At 67.2% G+C, this 17,842-nt stretch carries 21 protein-coding genes; 19 read left to right on the top strand and 2 right to left on the bottom strand.

Annotation, left to right across the window (positions count from 1 at the left end; translation table 11 throughout):
- The first annotated feature begins 34 nt into the window (after nt 1-34).
- Entirely contained in the window at nt 35-1,174 is a 1,140-nt protein-coding gene (locus J7346_RS03865) for an isobutyryl-CoA dehydrogenase (RefSeq protein ID WP_209117924.1), read from the top strand.
- A gap of 15 nt (nt 1,175-1,189) precedes the next feature.
- Here J7346_RS03865 and J7346_RS03860 read toward each other — a convergent pair whose 3' ends face one another.
- Nucleotides 1,190-1,921, bottom strand: coding sequence for a hypothetical protein (locus J7346_RS03860; RefSeq protein ID WP_209117922.1), 732 nt, complete (start codon nt 1,919-1,921; stop codon nt 1,190-1,192).
- Between the two features lie 40 nt (nt 1,922-1,961).
- Here J7346_RS03860 and J7346_RS03855 point away from each other — a divergent pair, with 40 nt between their 5' ends.
- The 16 genes from J7346_RS03855 to J7346_RS03780 all read left to right on the top strand — a co-directional run bounded on the left by J7346_RS03855 (nt 1,962) and on the right by J7346_RS03780 (nt 16,129).
- Nucleotides 1,962-3,023, top strand: coding sequence for an enoyl-CoA hydratase/isomerase family protein (locus J7346_RS03855; RefSeq protein WP_209117920.1), 1,062 nt, complete (start codon nt 1,962-1,964; stop codon nt 3,021-3,023).
- A 36-nt stretch (nt 3,024-3,059) separates the two neighbouring features.
- A complete protein-coding gene (locus J7346_RS03850; RefSeq protein ID WP_209117918.1) occupies nt 3,060-3,854 on the top strand; it encodes a class I SAM-dependent methyltransferase in 795 nt (264 codons plus the stop codon).
- A gap of 58 nt (nt 3,855-3,912) precedes the next feature.
- A complete protein-coding gene (locus tag J7346_RS03845) occupies nt 3,913-4,683 on the top strand; it encodes a class I SAM-dependent methyltransferase (RefSeq protein ID WP_209117916.1) in 771 nt (256 codons plus the stop codon).
- Between the two features lie 78 nt (nt 4,684-4,761).
- Nucleotides 4,762-5,661 (top strand): 3-hydroxyisobutyrate dehydrogenase, encoded by a 900-nt coding sequence (gene mmsB, locus J7346_RS03840; protein WP_209118070.1) that lies wholly within the window; start codon nt 4,762-4,764, stop codon nt 5,659-5,661.
- A 129-nt stretch (nt 5,662-5,790) separates the two neighbouring features.
- Entirely contained in the window at nt 5,791-7,017 is a 1,227-nt protein-coding gene (gene hemA, locus J7346_RS03835) for a 5-aminolevulinate synthase (protein ID WP_209117914.1), read from the top strand.
- Between the two features lie 22 nt (nt 7,018-7,039).
- Nucleotides 7,040-7,198 (top strand): hypothetical protein, encoded by a 159-nt coding sequence (locus J7346_RS03830; RefSeq protein WP_348521444.1) that lies wholly within the window; start codon nt 7,040-7,042, stop codon nt 7,196-7,198.
- A 66-nt stretch (nt 7,199-7,264) separates the two neighbouring features.
- The gene (gene glyA / locus J7346_RS03825) at nt 7,265-8,548 is read left to right on the top strand and encodes a serine hydroxymethyltransferase (protein WP_209117910.1); all 1,284 of its coding nucleotides are present in this window, start codon (nt 7,265-7,267) and stop codon (nt 8,546-8,548) included.
- Between the two features lie 6 nt (nt 8,549-8,554).
- Nucleotides 8,555-9,040, top strand: coding sequence for a transcriptional regulator NrdR (nrdR, locus tag J7346_RS03820; RefSeq protein ID WP_209117908.1), 486 nt, complete (start codon nt 8,555-8,557; stop codon nt 9,038-9,040).
- Nucleotides 9,037-9,669 carry a bifunctional diaminohydroxyphosphoribosylaminopyrimidine deaminase/5-amino-6-(5-phosphoribosylamino)uracil reductase RibD gene (ribD, locus tag J7346_RS03815; protein WP_209117907.1) on the top strand — a complete coding sequence of 211 codons (633 nt, stop codon included), beginning with the start codon at nt 9,037-9,039 and terminating at the stop codon, nt 9,667-9,669. The genes nrdR and ribD overlap by 4 nt, the downstream gene beginning before the upstream one ends.
- On the top strand, nt 9,670-10,260 hold the full coding sequence (locus J7346_RS03810; RefSeq protein WP_209117905.1) for a riboflavin synthase: 591 nt from the start codon (nt 9,670-9,672) through the stop codon (nt 10,258-10,260).
- Complete coding sequence (gene ribB, locus J7346_RS03805; protein WP_209117903.1) at nt 10,257-11,390, top strand: 3,4-dihydroxy-2-butanone-4-phosphate synthase; 1,134 nt, start codon at nt 10,257-10,259, stop codon at nt 11,388-11,390. The genes J7346_RS03810 and ribB overlap by 4 nt, the downstream gene beginning before the upstream one ends.
- A complete protein-coding gene (gene ribH, locus J7346_RS03800; RefSeq protein WP_209117901.1) occupies nt 11,387-11,848 on the top strand; it encodes a 6,7-dimethyl-8-ribityllumazine synthase in 462 nt (153 codons plus the stop codon). The genes ribB and ribH overlap by 4 nt, the downstream gene beginning before the upstream one ends.
- Nucleotides 11,845-12,369: a transcription antitermination factor NusB gene (gene nusB / locus J7346_RS03795; RefSeq protein WP_209117899.1), complete on the top strand. Its 525-nt coding sequence runs from the start codon at nt 11,845-11,847 to the stop codon at nt 12,367-12,369. The genes ribH and nusB overlap by 4 nt, the downstream gene beginning before the upstream one ends.
- Nucleotides 12,369-13,358 carry a thiamine-phosphate kinase gene (gene thiL / locus J7346_RS03790; RefSeq protein WP_209117897.1) on the top strand — a complete coding sequence of 330 codons (990 nt, stop codon included), beginning with the start codon at nt 12,369-12,371 and terminating at the stop codon, nt 13,356-13,358. Before nusB ends, thiL begins: the two co-directional genes overlap by 1 nt.
- A gap of 43 nt (nt 13,359-13,401) precedes the next feature.
- Entirely contained in the window at nt 13,402-13,827 is a 426-nt protein-coding gene (locus J7346_RS03785; protein ID WP_209117895.1) for a hypothetical protein, read from the top strand.
- A gap of 172 nt (nt 13,828-13,999) precedes the next feature.
- Nucleotides 14,000-16,129 (top strand): sodium-translocating pyrophosphatase, encoded by a 2,130-nt coding sequence (locus J7346_RS03780; protein WP_209117893.1) that lies wholly within the window; start codon nt 14,000-14,002, stop codon nt 16,127-16,129.
- 84 nt (nt 16,130-16,213) lie between these two features.
- On the opposite strand, the gene bamE is transcribed toward J7346_RS03780, so the two are convergent.
- The gene (gene bamE / locus J7346_RS03775; protein ID WP_209117891.1) at nt 16,214-16,690 is read right to left on the bottom strand and encodes an outer membrane protein assembly factor BamE; all 477 of its coding nucleotides are present in this window, start codon (nt 16,688-16,690) and stop codon (nt 16,214-16,216) included.
- A gap of 88 nt (nt 16,691-16,778) precedes the next feature.
- Between bamE and J7346_RS03770 the strand changes: the two genes are divergently transcribed.
- Complete coding sequence (locus tag J7346_RS03770) at nt 16,779-17,309, top strand: ubiquinol-cytochrome C chaperone family protein (RefSeq protein WP_209117889.1); 531 nt, start codon at nt 16,779-16,781, stop codon at nt 17,307-17,309.
- Nucleotides 17,306-17,830 carry a DUF177 domain-containing protein gene (locus J7346_RS03765; RefSeq protein WP_209117887.1) on the top strand — a complete coding sequence of 175 codons (525 nt, stop codon included), beginning with the start codon at nt 17,306-17,308 and terminating at the stop codon, nt 17,828-17,830. Before J7346_RS03770 ends, J7346_RS03765 begins: the two co-directional genes overlap by 4 nt.
- The last annotated feature ends 12 nt before the right edge of the window (nt 17,831-17,842 follow it).

The raw sequence follows: 17,842 nt of genomic DNA, 5'->3' as shown, positions 1-17,842 counted from the left end.
TAGAAGGCCTGCAACAAGACAAGAGAGGACCCCCATGGATTTCGCCCTGACCGAAGACCAGCGCGCCATTCAGGACGCCGCCCGCGCCTTTGCCGAGGCCGAGCTGGCACCGCACAGCGCCGAATGGGACGAGACCAAGCATTTCCCGGTCGACGTCATGCGCCAGGCCGCCGAGATGGGATTCTGCGGGATCTACACCGGCGAGGAGCATGGCGGCATGGCGCTGGGCCGGGTCGAATCGGCGGTGATCTTCGAGGAGCTGTCGCGGGGCGATGTCTCGACCGCCGCCTTCATCTCGATCCACAATATGGCGACCTGGATGATCGACAGCGTCGGCTCGGCCGAACTGCGCGCCCGCTATGTCCCGGCGCTGGTGACCATGGAGAAGATCGCCAGCTACTGCCTGACCGAGCCGGGCTCGGGCTCGGACGCGGCGGCGCTGCGCACCACGGCGGTGCGCGACGGCGACCATTATGTGCTCAACGGGTCCAAGGCCTTCATCTCGGGCGCGGGCACCAGCGACGTCTATGTGGTGATGGCGCGCACGGGTGAGGACGGGCCCAAGGGCATTTCGACCTTCGTCGTCGACAAGGACGCCCCGGGCCTCAGCTTTGGCGGGCAGGAACGCAAGATGGGCTGGAACAGCCAGCCGACCGCCATTGTCCAGTTCGATGATTGCCGCGTGCCGGCCGAAAACCTGCTGGGCCAGGAAGGGCACGGCTTCCGCTATGCCATGATGGGGCTGGATGGCGGGCGGCTGAACATCGCCGCCTGTTCGCTGGGCGGGGCGCGCCTCGCGCTGGAAACGGCGCAGGAGTACGTCGCCAGCCGCAAACAGTTCGGCAAGCCGATCGGCGACTTCCAGAACACCCAGTTCAAGCTGGCGGACATGGCAACGCAGCTGGAGGCCGCGCGCCTGATGGTGCTGCGTGGCGCCTGGGCCATCGACACCAACCACCCGGAAAAGACCAAATGGTGCGCCATGGCCAAGCGGCTGGCCACCGACGCCTGTTTCCAGATCGCCGACGAGGCCCTGCAGCTGCACGGCGGCTATGGCTATCTGAAGGACTATCCGCTGGAGCGAATCGTGCGTGACCTGCGTGTGCACCGCATCCTGGAAGGCACCAATGAGATCATGCGCGTGATCACGGCGCGGGAGATGATGCGGCAGTAGGGGGCGCACCCGGACTCACCGCAGGTGCGGCGATTCTCCGGCCCTCCAGAAAATCAGGCCCAGTACGAGGGCTGCTGCCGGGAAGACGACGGCGTAACCCAGAATGCCGATATTGCGCAGATTCATGTCGCCGGTCGGGACACCGATCAGCCCCGCCAGAGCCAGCAGCCCGCTGAGCACCAGCAGCCATCGGGTCAGGCGCGCAAGCCCGCCGCCGCGCACCAGAGGCGCCGCCAGCAGCACGGCAAGGGCAAAGAAGACATCCCAGGCCAGGATGTCGAGCAGGTAGAACGGCGAGGGCCAACGGAAGGCGGCCTCAGCGGCGGCTCGGGGCCCGCTGAGCAGCACCAGATGCACCCCGAAGGTGATCGTCGCGCAGGCCGCCATGAAGACCACGGAGAGGCGCCCCCGTCCGCGCGGAACAGAGCGTGCCCGGGCGTCAATGCTCCAGATGACGAGCGTCATACAGGGTGCGATGAACAGGATCAGCATTTCCATGGCGACGAGCCACGGATCCGCAATCGGATCGCTCGCGGAAGATCTCGCCGCCAGGCCGATCAGGAGCACCGCTCCATAGACGAGGCTTGCGCCGCCGACCGCAAGCGTCGAGGCGACACCCACTGTTCGTCCGCTGATCGGACCGGTCTGCATGGCGGAAATGCCCCCTCGAACCCGCGCATTAACGCCGATCCCGCTGGCCACCGTCAACGGCCCGTCGCGGGGCAGCCCGGTGGCCTTCAGGCTCACCGCCCTTTCCGTCATCGGTCTTCGCGGCTAAGTCGGGCGGATGATCACCGAACCTGAAATCCTCGCACGCATCCAGTCCGGTCTGGGCCGGATCACGCTGAACCGGCCCAAGCCCATCCATGCGCTGAACAAGGGCATGTGCGACGCCATGATCGCGGCGCTGCTGGCGTGGAAGGACGATCCGGCGGTCAAGTCCGTGCTGATCGACCACGCGGGCGAGCGCGGATTCTGTGCCGGGGGCGACATCCGCATGATCGCCGAAAGCGGGGCAGGGGATGCGTCGGAGGCGAAGGCCTTCTTCCACGCCGAATACCGGCTGAACCATCTGCTGTTCGAGTATCCCAAGCCGGTGACGGCGCTGGTCGACGGCATCGTCATGGGCGGCGGCGTGGGCATTTCCGAGCCGGCCGAGGTGCGGATCGCGACCGAGCGGACGACCTATGCCATGCCGGAGACGGGCATTGGCCTGTTCCCCGACGTGGGCGGGGGCTGGTTCCTGCCGCGGCTGCCGGGATTTGTCGGGACGTGGCTGGCGCTGACCGGGGCGCGGCTGAAGGCGGCGGACACGGTGTTCCTGGGCATCCACACCCACTATCTGCCCACCGACGCGCTGGAGGCCTTCGGTGCCATTCTGGCGGCCGATCCGGCCCACCCGGCGGATGTCGCCGACGGTCTGGAGGGCGACGCCGGGGAGCCGCCGATCGAAGCGCACCTCCCGGCCATCGACCGGCTGTTCGGCCATGACACCCTGGAAGAGATTTTCGCGGCGCTGGAAGCCGACGGCTCGGATTGGGCCAACGCCCAGCTGGCGACCCTGAAGACCAAGTCGCCCCAGTCGATGAAGGTCTCGCTGCGCCAGCTGCGCACGGGCGTCAAACTCGACAGCTTCGCCGACAATATGGCGATGGAGTACCGGTTGGGCGGCCGCGTGGTGCGCACTCACGATTTCCAGGAAGGTGTGCGGGCCGTGATCGTCGACAAGGACAACGCCCCGAAATGGTCGCCGGCCGACATCGAGGGCGTGACCGAGCAGACGCTGGACGCCCTGTTTGCGCCGCTACCCGCCGATGAAGAATGGACGCCCCTGCCGCAACTGGCGTAAGCCTGCGACCGGGATACACACTGCGGGAGGATGGTCATGCGCCGTCAACTGACACTGCTTGCTGCCATGAGCGCTGGTCTGGTGGCCTCGGGCTGCATCATCATCGCCAATGACGGGGGCGGGCAGACGGTCATCACCCCGACCTCGCCGGCCACAGCGCGGGCCGATACCCGCGTCGCCATCGCCCTGTCGGATCCGCGGCGTCCGGAAGAGGATCGCGCCCGGGATGCCCTGCGCATGCCCCTGCAGGTGCTGACCTTCGCGGGGATCAGCCCCGGCGACCACGTAGCCGACATCCGCCCTGAGGAAGGCTATTTCACCCGGTTGTTCGCCCCCGCCGTGGGCGATGAAGGCCGGGTCTATGCCTTTGTGCCGACCCGGACGGCCGAGCGCGAAAAGCCCTATGCCGACGCGCTGGCGGCGACCTATGGCAATGTGGTGCCGGTCGTCGGCCTGCTGGACGAGATGCGCTTCGACACCCCGCTCGACGTGGTGTTCATGAGCCAGGAATATCACGACTTCCACATCCCGGCCTTCGGCGTGGACGTGGCCCGGATGAACCGCGCCGTCTATGACGCGCTGAAGCCCGGTGGCCTGTATGTGGTGATCGATCATTCGGGCCGGGCCGGCACGGGCAACAGCGAGGTGCAGACCCTTCACCGGATCGAGGGCGACTTCCTCAAGGCCGAGGTCGAGGCGGCGGGCTTTGTTTTCGAGGACTCCAGCCAGGCGCTGGCCAACCCCGACGATGACCGCACCGTCAGCGTGTTCGACGAGTCGATCCGCGGCGAGACCGACCAGTTCATCTACCGGTTTCGCAAGCCGGGCTGACCGCCGTTCGATAAGCGGTTAAGCTTGACCCCGCGCCATCCGGAGCGCGGGAGGAGCGATGATGCGGAAAATTACCCTGCTGGCGGCCTGTGCGGCTCTGGCCCTGTCGGCCTGTGGCTCGATGGACATGTTCGGACCTTCCGACGCGGCGCGTGTCGCGGTGATCGAGGCTGCGCTGGTCGGCCCGCCGCGCACCGATGAGGACCGTGCCCGCGACGCCAGCCGTATGACCGCGGAAACCCTGGCCTTTGCCCGGGTCGAACCGGGTGACCGGGTCATCGACCTGATGATCGGCGGCGGCTTCTTCACCCGGGCGTTTGCGGCTGCGGTCGGCCCCGAAGGCCACGTCACGGCCTGGCAGCCGGACGAGTTCGTCGCCTTCAGCGCGGACTATGGTACGGCGCTGGCTGCGGCTGATGCCCTGCCGAACGTGACCGGGGCGGGCTCGGCGATCAATGCGCCGGACTGGGCCGGCGGCGCGGATGTGATCTTCACCGCCCAGAACTATCACGACCTGCACCTCGACGCCTTTCCCGACGGCACGGCGGCACGGGTCAATGCGGCGGCCTATGCGGCGCTGAAGCCCGGCGGCTATTATGTGATCGTCGACCATGCGGCCGTGGCGGGGGCCGATGCCTCGGTGGCCGATACGCTGCACCGGATCGACCGCGACCAGGTGGTGCGCGAGGTCACGGCCGCGGGCTTGGTTCTGGACGGGGAATCGGATGCGTTGATCCGCCCGGCGGACCCGATGACCGCCAGTGTGTTCGACCCGTCGATCCGCGGAAACACCAGCCAGTTCATGCTGAGATTCCGCAAGCCCGGCTAAGGTCACGCTGGTCTTGGCTGCCCCGACCGGCTAACCCTCCGCGCAACAAATCGCGCACAGGGAGACGCCGACATGACCATGACCATCGCCTTCATCGGACTGGGAAACATGGGCGGCGGCATGGCCGCAAACCAGGCGAAGGCGGGGCGGCGGGTCAAGGCGTTCGATCTGTCCGAGGCCGCTGTCGCGCGCGCGGTGGAGGCAGGCTGCGAGGCGGCCGGCTCGGTCGTCGAGGCGGTCAAGGACGCGGACGTGGTCATCACCATGCTACCGGCCGGCCCCCATGTGCTGAAGGTCTATACCGAGCAGATCATCGGCGCCGCGCCGTCCAGCGCCCTGCTGCTGGACTGCTCGACCATCGACGTCGACACGGCGCGCAAGGTCGCCGGTCTGGCGAAGGAGGCGGGCTATGCCTTCGCCGACGCGCCGGTCTCGGGCGGGACCATGGCGGCGGATGCCGGGACGCTGGCCTTCATGGTTGGCTGTGACGAGGGCGACTTTGCGCGGATCGAGCCGGCGCTGGAGCCGATGAGCCGGGCGACCTTCCGTGCCGGGGACCACGGGGCGGGGCAGGCGGCCAAGATCTGCAACAACATGATCCTCGGCATCACCATGCTGGGCACCTGCGAGGCGATCGGTCTGGCCGAGAAGCTGGGGCTGGACCCGGTCAGGATGTTCGACATCGTGTCCAAGTCCTCGGGACAGAGCTGGTCGACGACGACCTACTACCCCTGGCCCGGCCCGGTGCCGACCGCGCCGTCGAATCGCAACTATGACGGCGGGTTCGCCACGGCCATGATGCTGAAGGACCTCAAGCTGGCCCAGGACGCGGCGGCCAAGGCGGGCGCCTCGACCCCGCTGGGTGCCCAGACCGAAGCCCTGTTCCAGATGTTCGACCGGCTGGGCTACGGCGGGCGGGACTTCTCGGCCATCCTGCAGCTGCTCCGCGGCAAGCTGGATGAGCTGCCCAAGGGCTGATATCGGCTATTGAGAACCGTTATCAATTAAGGGGTTGCGACCATTTCACCGCACCGTGAACATGGACTTTTAACCGTGTGAGGCGCACAAGGGCCGCGTCAGAAACGCCCAGGCGAGAGACCGCAAACCGTGTTCGACTACAAGGCCGCCTTTGGAAACGCCGTGGACCAGGTCCGGGCCGAGGGGCGTTACCGTGTCTTCGCCGATCTGAAGCGTGTTCGCGGTGAGTTTCCGCGCGCGGTCTGGCGCCGGGATGACGGCACCGAACAGGACGTCGTCGTCTGGTGCTCCAATGACTATCTCGGCATGGGTCAGCACCCCGAGGTCCTGACGGCCATGCAGGCCGAGGTCGAGGCCACGGGCGCCGGCGCCGGAGGCACGCGCAACATCTCGGGCACCACCCGTTCCGCTGTGGACCTCGAGGCCGAGCTGGCCGCCTGGCACCACAAGGAAGCCGCCCTGCTGTTCACCTCGGGCTATGTGGCCAATGAGGCGACGCTGACGACGCTGCAGCGTATCCTGCCGGGGCTGATCATCTTCTCCGACTCGCTGAACCACGCCTCGATGATCGCGGGCATCCGCAACGGCGGCTGTGAGCGGCATATCTATCAGCACAACGATCTGGTTCACCTCGAGGCGCTGCTGGCGGCAGCGCCGGCCGATGCGCCCAAGCTGATCGCCTTCGAGAGCGTCTATTCCATGGACGGCGACATCGCCGACCTGGCCGGCACCATTGCCCTGGCGCACAAATATGGGGCCCTGACCTATCTGGACGAGGTTCACGCCGTCGGCCTGTACGGCGAGGCTGGCGCCGGCATCGCCGAGCGCGACGGTGTTCTGGACCAGATCGACATCATCGAATGCACCCTCGGCAAGGCCGTCGGCGTGATGGGTGGCTACATCGCCGCCGACGCGGTGATCGTGGATGCTGTCCGCAGCTGGGCCGCCGGGTTCATCTTCACCACCAGCCTGCCGCCGGCCCTGACCGCCGGTGCCCTGGCCTCGGTCCGTCACCTCAAGGCCCACCCCGAGCTGCGCGCGGCGCATCAGGCCCGGGCCCAGGCGCTGAAGGAACGCTTCATGGCGGCCGGGATCCCGGTCATGCCGTCGGAGAGCCATATCGTGCCCGTGCACGTCGGCAATCCGGTGCACTGCAAGATGATCTCGGACATGCTGCTGGAAGAGCACGGCATCTATGTCCAGCCGATCAACTATCCGACCGTGCCCAAGGGCACCGAACGCCTGCGCTTCACCCCGTCTCCGAACCACGATGACGGCATGATGGACGCGCTGGTGACGGCCATGGACAAGCTTTGGACCCACTGCAACGTGGCGCGTCTCCCTGCCGTTGCCTGACGACCGGTCCGCCCCCGGCGAGGTGATCGTCGAGTTTGTGCGGAATGGCGCGTACCTGAAATGCTCTGCGGTGCACGTGGCCAGCGGGACCGAGGTCTCGGCGGTCGGGCCCGTGACCGAGCGAAATGGGCTGGAACGCATCGCCCTCGCCAAGCTGAAGCGGGCGTTGGCGGCACGCTGACCACAAGGTGTTGTGGTCTCGGGTCGTGGGGCCTAGATAGGGCGACCTTTCAGTTCGGGGATTGCCGTGACCGCTCATACGCATGACGCCTTCTTTTCGCGCAGCCTGTCCGAGGCCGATCCGGACATCTTTGGCGGCATCCAGGGCGAGCTGAAGCGACAGCAGGAACAGATCGAGCTGATCGCGTCCGAAAACATCGTCTCGAAGGCGGTGCTGGAGGCGCAGGGGTCGGTGCTGACCAACAAGTATGCCGAGGGCTATCCGGGGCGGCGTTATTATGGCGGTTGCGAGTATGTCGATGTGACCGAGGACCTGGCGCGAGCGCGGGCGAAGGAGCTGTTCGGCTGTGCCTTTGCCAACGTCCAGCCGCACTCGGGTGCGCAGGCCAACCAGGCGGTCTTCCAGGCCCTGCTGACGCCGGGCGACACCTTCCTCGGCATGGACCTGGCCTGCGGGGGCCACCTGACGCACGGATCGCCGGCCAATCAGTCGGGCAAGTGGTTCCGGCCCGTCACCTACAAGGTGAAGGAAGACGATCATCTGATTGATTATGATCACGTTGCCGAGATGGCCGAGCGGGAGAAGCCCAAGCTGATCCTGGCGGGGGCCAGCGCCTATTCGCGGCACATCGACTTCAAGCGGTTCCGGGAAATCGCCGACTCGGTGGGCGCGTATCTGATGGTGGACATGGCCCACTATGCCGGTCTGATCGCGGGCGGGGTGTATCCCGATCCGCTGCCGCATGCCCATGTGGTGACGACCACGACGCACAAGACCCTGCGCGGGCCGCGCGGCGGCATGGTGCTGTCGAACGACGTCGATCTGGGCAAGAAGATCAACTCGGCCGTCTTCCCCGGCCTGCAGGGCGGGCCGCTGGAGCATGTGATCGCGGCCAAGGCCGTGGCCTTCGGCGAGGCGCTGAAGCCGGAATTCAAGGCGTATGCGCAGCAGGTCGTCGACAATGCCCGTGCGCTGGCTGCCGTTCTGGTGGAGCGCGGCACGCACATCGTCTCGGGTGGCACCGACAGCCACCTGATGCTGGTCGACCTGCGGCCCAAGGGCGTGACGGGCAAGGCGACCGAGGCGGCGCTGGAGCACGCCCTGATGACCTGCAACAAGAATGGCGTGCCGTTCGACACGGCGCCGTTTACCGTGACCTCTGGCGTGCGTCTGGGCACCCCGGCAGGCACGACGCGGGGCTTTGGCGTGGCCGAGTTCCAGCAGATCGGCCACTGGATCGCCGACGTGATCGACAGCATGCAGGGCGGGGACGAGGCCGATCCCGAGGTCTCGCGCCGGGTTGCGGGCGAGGTGCGGGATCTGACCACGCGCTTCCCCATCTATGGATAGACATCGATGAAATGCCCGTTCTGCGGCCATGCCGACACCCAGGTGAAGGACAGTCGTCCGTCGGATGACGGGGCGGCGATCCGGCGCCGTCGGATGTGCCCGTCGTGCGAGGGGCGCTTCACCACCTTCGAGCGGGTGCAGTTGCGGGAACTGGTGATCCTGAAGCGGAACGGACGGCGCACGCCCTTCGACCGCGACAAGCTGGAGAGGTCGCTGGGCATTGCGCTGCGCAAACGGCCGGTGCAGCCCGACCAGATCGAGCAGATGGTCAGCCGCATCGTGCGCCAGCTGGAGAGCCTGGGCGAGACCGAGATCCCGTCCAGCGTGGTGGGCGACTTCATCATGAAGGCGCTGAAGGGCCTCGATGACGTGGCCTATGTCCGGTATGCGTCTGTTTACAAGGACTTCCGGCACACGGGCGACTTCGCCCGGTTCCTCGGCGACGAGGGCTACAATGACGACAAGCCGGGTGGCGACGGCCAGCCGGAATGACCGGGCGCCCCACCGTCACGCTGAAGCTCGCCACCTCGCTGGATGGCCGTATTGCCACGGCTTCGGGGGAGTCGCAGTGGATCACGGGAGAGGCTGCGCGGGTACAGGGCCACCGGCTGAGAGCCCGGCATGACGCCATTCTGGTGGGGATCGGCACGGTGCTGGCCGACGATCCCGCCCTGACCGTCCGTCTGCCGGATCATACCGGGCCCCAGCCGCTGCGTGTGGTGCTGGACAGCCGGCTTCGGACGCCCGGGACGGCGCAGATCGCCACGGGCAACAGCCTGATCTTTACGACGGCTTCGGCGCGCCCAATCGGGACCGCCGAAATCGTAGAGGTTGTCGATGTGGAGGGCCGCCCCAACCTGCACGCCGTGCTCGACACCCTGCACGCGCGCGGCATCCGCTCGGTCCTGATCGAGGGCGGAGGCGAGGTCGCGGCCGGATTCCTGCGCGAAAACCTCATCGACCGGCTGGAGTGGTTCCGGGCACCGATCCTGCTGGGCAGCGAGGGGCGGCCCTGCGTCGCGGCCCTGTCGCTTGCAAAGCTGGCGGATGCCCCCAAGTTTCGGCGCATATCCGCTGAGATCGTCGGTGACGATCTGTGGGAGCGGCTCGAAAGGATCTGAATGTTCACCGGCATCGTCACGGACGTGGGGCGGGTGCGGCGCATCACGCCGACCGCGCGCGATCATCGCTATGAGATCGAAACGGCGTTCGACACGGCGACGATCGACCTGGGCGCCTCGATCAGCCATGCGGGCTGCTGCCTGACGGTGACCGAGAAGGGCCCGGGCTGGTTCGCGGTCGAGGTGTCGGGCGAGACCCTGTCGAAGACCACCCTGGGCGACTGGGGCGAAGGCACCCGCGTCAATCTGGAGCGGGCCGCCAGGCTGGGCGACGAACTGGGCGGCCACATCGTTTCGGGCCATGTCGATGGTCTGGGCACGGTCGTGTCGATCACGCCCGAAGGCGGATCGCACCGGATAGAGATCGAGGCGCCCGCGCCCCTGCATCGCTATATCGCGGCCAAGGGGTCGATCACGGTCGACGGGGTGTCGCTGACGGTCAATGAAGTCGAAGGCCGGACCTTTGGCCTGAACATCATCCCCCACACCTGGGAGCACACGACGCTGGGCGGTCTCAAGGTCGGAAATTCCGTGAATCTGGAGATCGACATGCTGGCGCGTTACCTTGCCAGATGGCAGGAGACGCAATGATGCAAACCGCCCGGCAAACCGACACCCCCATCAGCCCCATTGAGGACATCATCGAGGATGCCCGGAACGGGCGGCCCTATATCCTCGTGGACGCCGAGGATCGCGAGAACGAGGGCGATGTCATCATCCCGGCCCAGTTCGCCACGCCCGACCAGATCAACTTCATGGCCAAGCACGCGCGTGGCCTGATCTGTCTGGCCATCACGGCCGAACGGTCGCGCCAGCTGCGCCTGCCCCCCATGGCCGCCGAGAACCGCGAAAGCATGGGTACCGCCTTCACCGTCTCGATCGAGGCGAAGGAAGGCGTGACGACCGGCATCTCGGCCGCCGACCGCGCCCGGACGGTGCAGATTGCGGTGGACCCGAACCGGGGACCGGACGATCTGGTCTCGCCCGGGCATGTGTTTCCGCTGGTGGCGCGCGACGGCGGGGTGCTGGTCCGTACCGGCCATACCGAGGCGGCCGTGGACATCAGCCGCATGGCCGGCCTGACGCCCGCAGGGGTGATCTGCGAGATCATGAACGACGACGGCACCATGGCCCGCATGCCGGACCTGGTGGCCTTTTCCCAGCTGCACGGCCTGAAGATCGGCACCATCGCTGACCTGATCGCCTATCGCCGCCGCACCGAGACCTTTGTCGAGCGGGTGCTGGATACGGAGTTCGACAGTGTGCATGGCGGCCCGTTCCGCATGGTCCTGTACCGCAACACGATCGAGGGCGTGGAGCATGTCGCCCTGGTCAGCGGCAAGGTCGATCCGGCCAAGCCGACGCTGGTGCGCATGCACCAGGTGGACTTCGCGGCCGATCTGCTGGGCCATGTCGAGTCGCGTCAGGACTATGTGCCCAGATCGCTGAAGACCATCAGCGAGCACGGCGGGGCTGGTGTGATCGTGTTCCTGCGCGACCCCGAACTGCACGGCCTGGCCGAACGGCTGATGGGGACGCCGCGGCCGCAGGCCGTCGACCGGTCGATCCGGAACTATGGCGTCGGCGCGCAGATCCTGAAGGACCTGGGTGTGCGCGACATGATTGTGATGAGCTCAACCCGCCCCAATCCGACCGCGCTGGAGGGCTACGGCCTGCGCATTGTCGGGTGGCGGGACATGGATGGAGAACCGGTGGCGTGAAGGATCCCGATCGCATTCTGATCGTTGAGGCGCGCTTCTACGACGATCTGGCCGACGCCCTGCTGGAGGGAGCGACCGACGCCCTGAAGGCGCGCGGCGTTCAGTATGACGTGGTGACGGTTCCGGGCGCGCTGGAAGTGCCGGGCGCCATCGCCTTGGCCGAAGAGGCCGGGCGCTATCCGACCGCGCCGCGCTATGACGGCTATGTGGCGCTGGGCTGTGTGATCCGCGGCGAGACCTATCATTTCGAGATCGTCTCGGATCAGTCGGCGGCCGGGCTGATGAATCTCAGCCTCAAGGGACTGGCGATCGGCAACGGCATCCTGACGACCGAGGACGAGGACCAGGCGTGGGCCCGGGCGCGCCTGAGCGAGGGCGACAAGGGCGGTGGCGCGGCGCGGGCCTGTCTGGAGATGATTGCCCTGAAGAAGCGGTTGCGCGTAGGACTGGGCGCGTGACCGAACCCAATAGCCTGAAATCCGTGCTGGAGCTTCTCGACGAGGCCCAGAAATCCGGGGACTCCTCGACCCTGACCTCGCGCCAGCGGCGCGCGCGCACCGTCGCGCGCCTGGCCGCTGTGCAGGCCCTCTATCAGATGGAGCTGGCCGGCGAGGGCGTCGATACGGTGATCGAGGAGTTCTCGCGCCACCGGTTCGACAGCGACATCGAGGGGCAGATGATGGCCGAGGCCGACGAGGCCTGGTTCGCCGATGTGGTGCGGGGCGTGGTCACCGAGCAGCGGGCGGTCGATTCGGCCATCCGGGCGCGGCTGGCCTCGAACTGGAAGATCGAGCGTCTGGACGCCACCCTGCGGGCGCTGTTGCGGTCCGGGGCGTGGGAGCTGATGCGCAAGCCCGAGGTCGCGCTGGAAATTGTGATCGACGAATACGTCGAGCTGGCCAAGGCCTTCTTCGACGACGCCGAGGCCAAGTTCGTGAATGCCGCCCTGGATGGGGTGGCCCGCGACACCCGGGCCTGATGCCCGCGATCGACGTCGCCGACGAGTTCGAAACCATCCAGCGCCTGCTTGCGCCCCTGGCCCATCCGGAATGGGGCAGGGGGCTGACCGACGATGTCGCCCTCATCCCGCGCCGCAAGGGGCATGATCTGGTGGTGACCAAGGACGCCATGGTCGAAGGCGTTCATTTCCTGCCCACCGACCCGCTGGACACGGTCGCCCAGAAGCTGTTGCGCGCGAACCTGTCGGACCTGGCCGCCAAGGGGGTCGAGCCGTTCGGCTATCTGCTGGCCTGTCACTGGTCGCCGCGCTGCGGCTGGCCGGAACGAAAGGCGTTCGTACAGGGGCTGGCCGAGGATCAGGAACGGTTTGGCGTGGCGCTGCTGGGGGGCGATACGGTATCGACGCCGGGGCCGGCCTCCTTCTCCATCACCCTGATGGGCTGGACGCCGAAGGGTGAGATCGTTGGACGCGGCGGAGCCCAGCCGGGCGATCTGGTGTTCGTGACCGGCGTGATCGGGGATGGCTGGCTGGGTCTGCGCGCCGCCACAGAGCTGTTGCGCCTCGAGCCTGAACGTCAGGCGGCTGTCATCGAGCAATATCGCCGGCCCATGCCGCGCACCGCCTTTGCGCCGGCCATCGCCGCCCATGCCACCGCGGCACTGGATGTGTCGGACGGACTGGTGGCCGATCTGGGCCATCTGGCACGGCAGAGCGGGGTCAGGGTCGATGTGCGGCTGGAGACCCTGCCGCTGTCCATGGCCGGTCAGGCCTGGTTCGACGGGCGCGCCGACCCGGTTCACGCGCTGGCGCAACTGGCGACCGGGGGCGACGACTATGAGGTCGTCTTCACGGCCCGGCCGGGGGACGAGTCGGCCCTTCGACGCGAGGCCGAGCGGCACCGTCTTCGCCTGACGTGCATCGGTGATGTGAGGGCGGGTGAGGGGGTCCGGGTGCGCTATCTGGGCGAGGATGTGCCGATCAGCCGGCCCGGCTGGGTTCACAGCTAGGTCGGAAACGGAATTCTAACCCCGCCCTGTCAGGGTGGCGGCCATGGATCGCAGACAGCTTCTTTCCCTGATCGCGGGCGGCATCGGCATGAGTGCCGCCGGACCGGCCCTGGCCGGCGGCGGTGGGGCCGCGCCCGCCGTCGTCAACCTGCAGGGCGTGGGGCTGCCGGTCATTGCCGATGGCCGTGTGCGCAACTACGTGTTCGTCAGCGTGCGCCTGCACCTGTCGGCCTCAGCCACCCTGGAGACCGTCCGGGCCAAGGACGCGCACTTCCGTGATGCCCTGGTCAAGGCGGCCCACCGCACGCCCTTCACCCTGGCCGACGACTGGTCGAGTCTGGACGCAGCCGCCCTGTCGCGCGCCATGATGGCGGCGGCCAACCGGATCGCCGGCCGCGGCAAGGTCAGCCGCGTCGAGGTGACCAACCAGGCCGCGCGCCGCAGGGTAGACCCGCCCCGCGGCCGGTGATCGCTGTTCGCCTGTTGCGCTTCCCCTGAGCATTTGGCACGTTTCCGCCGCAATTCCCGAGGGACGCAGCGTCGCGTCCATCGCGCACGGGGGGACCGGAAGGCGGACAGAGGCGTAAAGCCCGCCGCGCCAAGGGTCCGGGCGCCTTGCATGAACAGGGTATGGAAACGCCATGACAAACTATCTGTGGCTGGTCATCGCCGCAGGTGTGCTGGGGGTCCTCTATGGACTGGTCCAGACCGCCGCGCTGATGAAGGCCTCTACCGGTACGGACCGGATGCGTGAGATCGCTGCGGCGATCCAGGAAGGGGCTTCGGCCTATCTGAAGCGGCAATACACCACCATCGCCATGGTCGGGATCGTCATCCTGATCGCGGCCTATTTCCTGATCGGGCCCTATGCGGCCATCGGCTTTCTGATCGGGGCCGTGCTGTCCGGGGCCGCGGGCTATGCCGGGATGCTGATCTCGGTGCGGGCCAATGTGCGGACCGCCCAGGGCGCCAGCGAGAGCCTGGCGCGCGGGCTGGACCTCGCCTTCCGCTCGGGGGCCATCACCGGCCTGTTCGTGGCGGGCGGCGCCCTGATCGGGGTGGCCGGCTACTATGCCGTGCTGACCGAGGTGCTGGGACTGGACCGCGTCGGCCGTGAGGTGATCGACGGTCTGGTGGCGCTGGGCTTCGGCGCCTCTCTGATCTCGATCTTTGCCCGTCTGGGCGGCGGCATCTTCACCAAGGGTGCGGACGTCGGCGGCGACATGGTCGGCAAGGTCGAGGCCGGCATCCCCGAGGATGATCCCCGCAACGCCGCGACCATCGCCGACAATGTGGGCGACAACGTCGGCGATTGTGCCGGCATGGCCGCCGACCTGTTCGAGACCTATGCGGTGACCACGGTCGCCACCATGGTGCTGGCGGCGATCTTCTTCCGCGACCAGCCCTATGTGGACGTGCTGATGCTGCTGCCGCTGGCGATCTGCGCCGTGTGCATCGTCACCTCGATCATCGGCACCTTCTTCGTGCGGCTGGGCAAGTCCCAGAACATCATGGGGGCGCTGTACCAAGGCCTGATCGTGACCGGCGTGCTGTCGGTCGGGGCCGTCTGGTTCATCGTGACCCGCATGGCGCCGCCGCTGATCGAAGCCTCGAACGGCAACAGCTTCGTCGCCATGAACCTGTTCTGGTGTGGCATGGTCGGACTGGCGGTGACCGCCGCCATCGTCGTGATCACCGAATACTATACCGGCACGGGCTTCCGTCCGGTGAAGTCGGTGGCCAAGGCCTCGGCCTCGGGCCATGGCACCAACGTCATCCAGGGTCTGGCCGTCTCGCTTGAGGCCACCGCCCTGCCGGCGCTGGTGATCATCATCGGCATCATCGCCACCTATCAGCTGGCGGGCCTGTTCGGCATCGCCATCGCCACCACCACCATGCTGGGTGTGGCGGGCATGATCGTGGCGCTGGACGCCTTTGGCCCGGTGACCGACAACGCCGGCGGCATCGCCGAGATGGCGGGTCTGCCGGCCGATGTGCGGGTCTCGACGGATGCGCTCGACGCCGTCGGCAACACGACCAAGGCGGTGACCAAGGGCTATGCTATCGGCTCGGCGGGCCTCGGCGCGCTGGTGCTGTTCGCGGCCTATACGTCGGACCTCGACTACTTTGCCGCCAATGCCGCCGAATACCCGTTCTTCGCCGGAATGGGTGCGGTCGATTTCGGCCTGACCAACCCCTACGTCGTCGTCGGCCTGCTGTTCGGAGGGCTGCTGCCCTTCCTGTTCGGCGGGATGTCGATGATGGCCGTGGGCCGGGCCGCCGAAGCGGTCGTCGCCGAAGTGCGTCGCCAGTTCCGTGAAATCCCGGGCATCATGGAGTTCAAGGCCAAGCCGGAATACGGCAAGGCGGTGGACATCCTGACGCGCGCGGCCATCCGCGAGATGATCGTGCCGTCGCTGCTGCCGGTGCTGTCGCCGATCGTGCTGTTCGTCGGCGTGATGCTGATCGCAGACAAGGCGGATGCCTTTGCCGCCGTCGGCGCCATGCTGATGGGCGTGATCGTGACGGGCCTGTTCGTCGCGGTCTCGATGACCTCGGGCGGCGGTGCCTGGGACAACGCCAAGAAGCTGATCGAGGAAGGCCATCACGGCGGCAAGGGCTCTGAAGCCCACAAGGCCGCGGTGACGGGCGACACGGTCGGCGATCCCTACAAGGATACGGCGGGCCCGGCGGTGAACCCGATGATCAAGATCACGAACATCGTGGCCCTGCTGCTGCTGGCAGTGCTGGCCAGCGGCAGGATCGGCTGATCGCCGGTCAAACCCGCTGACAAGGAAAACGCCCCGGAGAGCGATCTCCGGGGCGTATTTCTTTGGTCGGTGATGTCGTAAGGATCAGTCCGGGCGGCGCTGGCCGGGGACGTCCTCGTCGGTGCGGGGCAGCTGGCCGCGACCGACGTTGCCCAGCAGCTGCTCGATGATGGTCAGCTCGCGGCCACGGGTCGGCGTCTCGTTCGGGTTCATCGCGATGTCCTGACCGTCTTCCAGGCCGAGGGTGCGCACGCCCAGGACCTTGCCGGCATCGTCGAAGGTGATCTCGGTCACATTGCGCTGGGCGACGAAGGCGCGGTTGAAGGTGTATTTTCGCGTGGTCTGGCTGATGTAGTACCAGACGCTCTCTTCCTCGAAGACCGAGGTGGCGGACGGCGAGCCCAGCTGGGCCAGAACGGTCTCGCGGGTGTCGGTGCCGGCGACGATGTCGGCGGGCTTCACATCGATCGCCTGAAAGCCGTGGGTGCCCACTACGGGCGCGCAGGCCACGAGGCCGGCGGACAGCACAAGAGCGGCGGCGAGAGACTTGGTACGATTCATGGACAGCGCCTGCGACAAGACAAGGTCTTTGACCTAGACCCTGCCGCGTCCTAGTTCAACGTCGCGGCGGAAAAGGGGCCGTTTGATCATGCTGAAAAAACTTCTCGGCCTGCGCGACAGGGCCTCCGCCGGGCGGGCGGCCTACGATCTGGCGGTCAGCCGGGCGCGGGACCGTGCCTTCTATGTCGATCACGGGGTCGAGGACCGGATCGACGCGCGATTCGAGCTCTACACCCTGCATGTGCTGCTGCTGGTGCTGCGCCTGCGCGACGAGGACACGACCGAAGGGCGCGACGCGGCACAGGACCTCTTCGATACCTATGTGTCGGCACTGGATAACACCCTGCGCGAACTGGGTGTGGGCGACGTCGAGGTGTCGAAGAAGATGCGCAAGCTGGGCGAGGCCCTTTACGGCCGAATGCAGGCCTATGAGACGCCGCTGCGGGCGGGGGACAGCAACGGCCTGACCGAAGCACTGGACCGCAATGTTTATGGCGGCCATGGCGCGGATCACGCCGCCTGGCTGGCGCGCTATGCACTGGAGTCGCGCGAGCGACTGGCCGAGCAGGCCTTCCGCGAGGCCCTGAGTGCCCCGAACTGGGCGGAGATTGCCGCATGAGCGCCGAGCCGCCCGTCCTGACCGAGCCGGTCCGCCTGAACCAGATTGGCGAGAAGCGCAGCTTCAGCCTGAAGCCCGACGCGGAGACGCGCCGCGCCATCGCGCGCTGGCTGGGCATACTGGAGCTGCCTGCGTTCGAGGCCGAGGTGCAGCTGGTGCCCGCCCACACCGGCTGGCGCCTGTCGGGCAAGCTGTCCGGTCAGGCGGTGCAGGCCTGTGGTCTGACGCTGGAGCCGGTTGAGGAAACGGTCCACGAATCCTTCGACCTGGACCTGGTCGAGGCGCCGGAGGGTGAGGAAACCTCCGAGGTTGAGATCACCCTGGATGAGAATGCGCCGGACCTGGTCACGGACGGCCGCATCGACGTCAGCCGGCATGTGCTGGAGCATCTGTCGCTGGCACTGGACCCGTTCCCGCGCAAGCCGGGAGCAGTGTTCGAGCCGCCGGAGGAGACGGCGGAGATTTCGCCCTTTGCCGTTCTGAAGGATCGTGTGAAGTCACGCGATGATGACGCGGGCTAGGCCTGCAGGACG

It is taken from the genome of Brevundimonas sp. A19_0 (assembly GCF_017744255.1).
Taxonomy (GTDB): domain Bacteria; phylum Pseudomonadota; class Alphaproteobacteria; order Caulobacterales; family Caulobacteraceae; genus Brevundimonas.
Note: the sequence above shows the minus strand (reverse complement) of the source record. Positions and strands in the feature narration are given on the sequence as shown.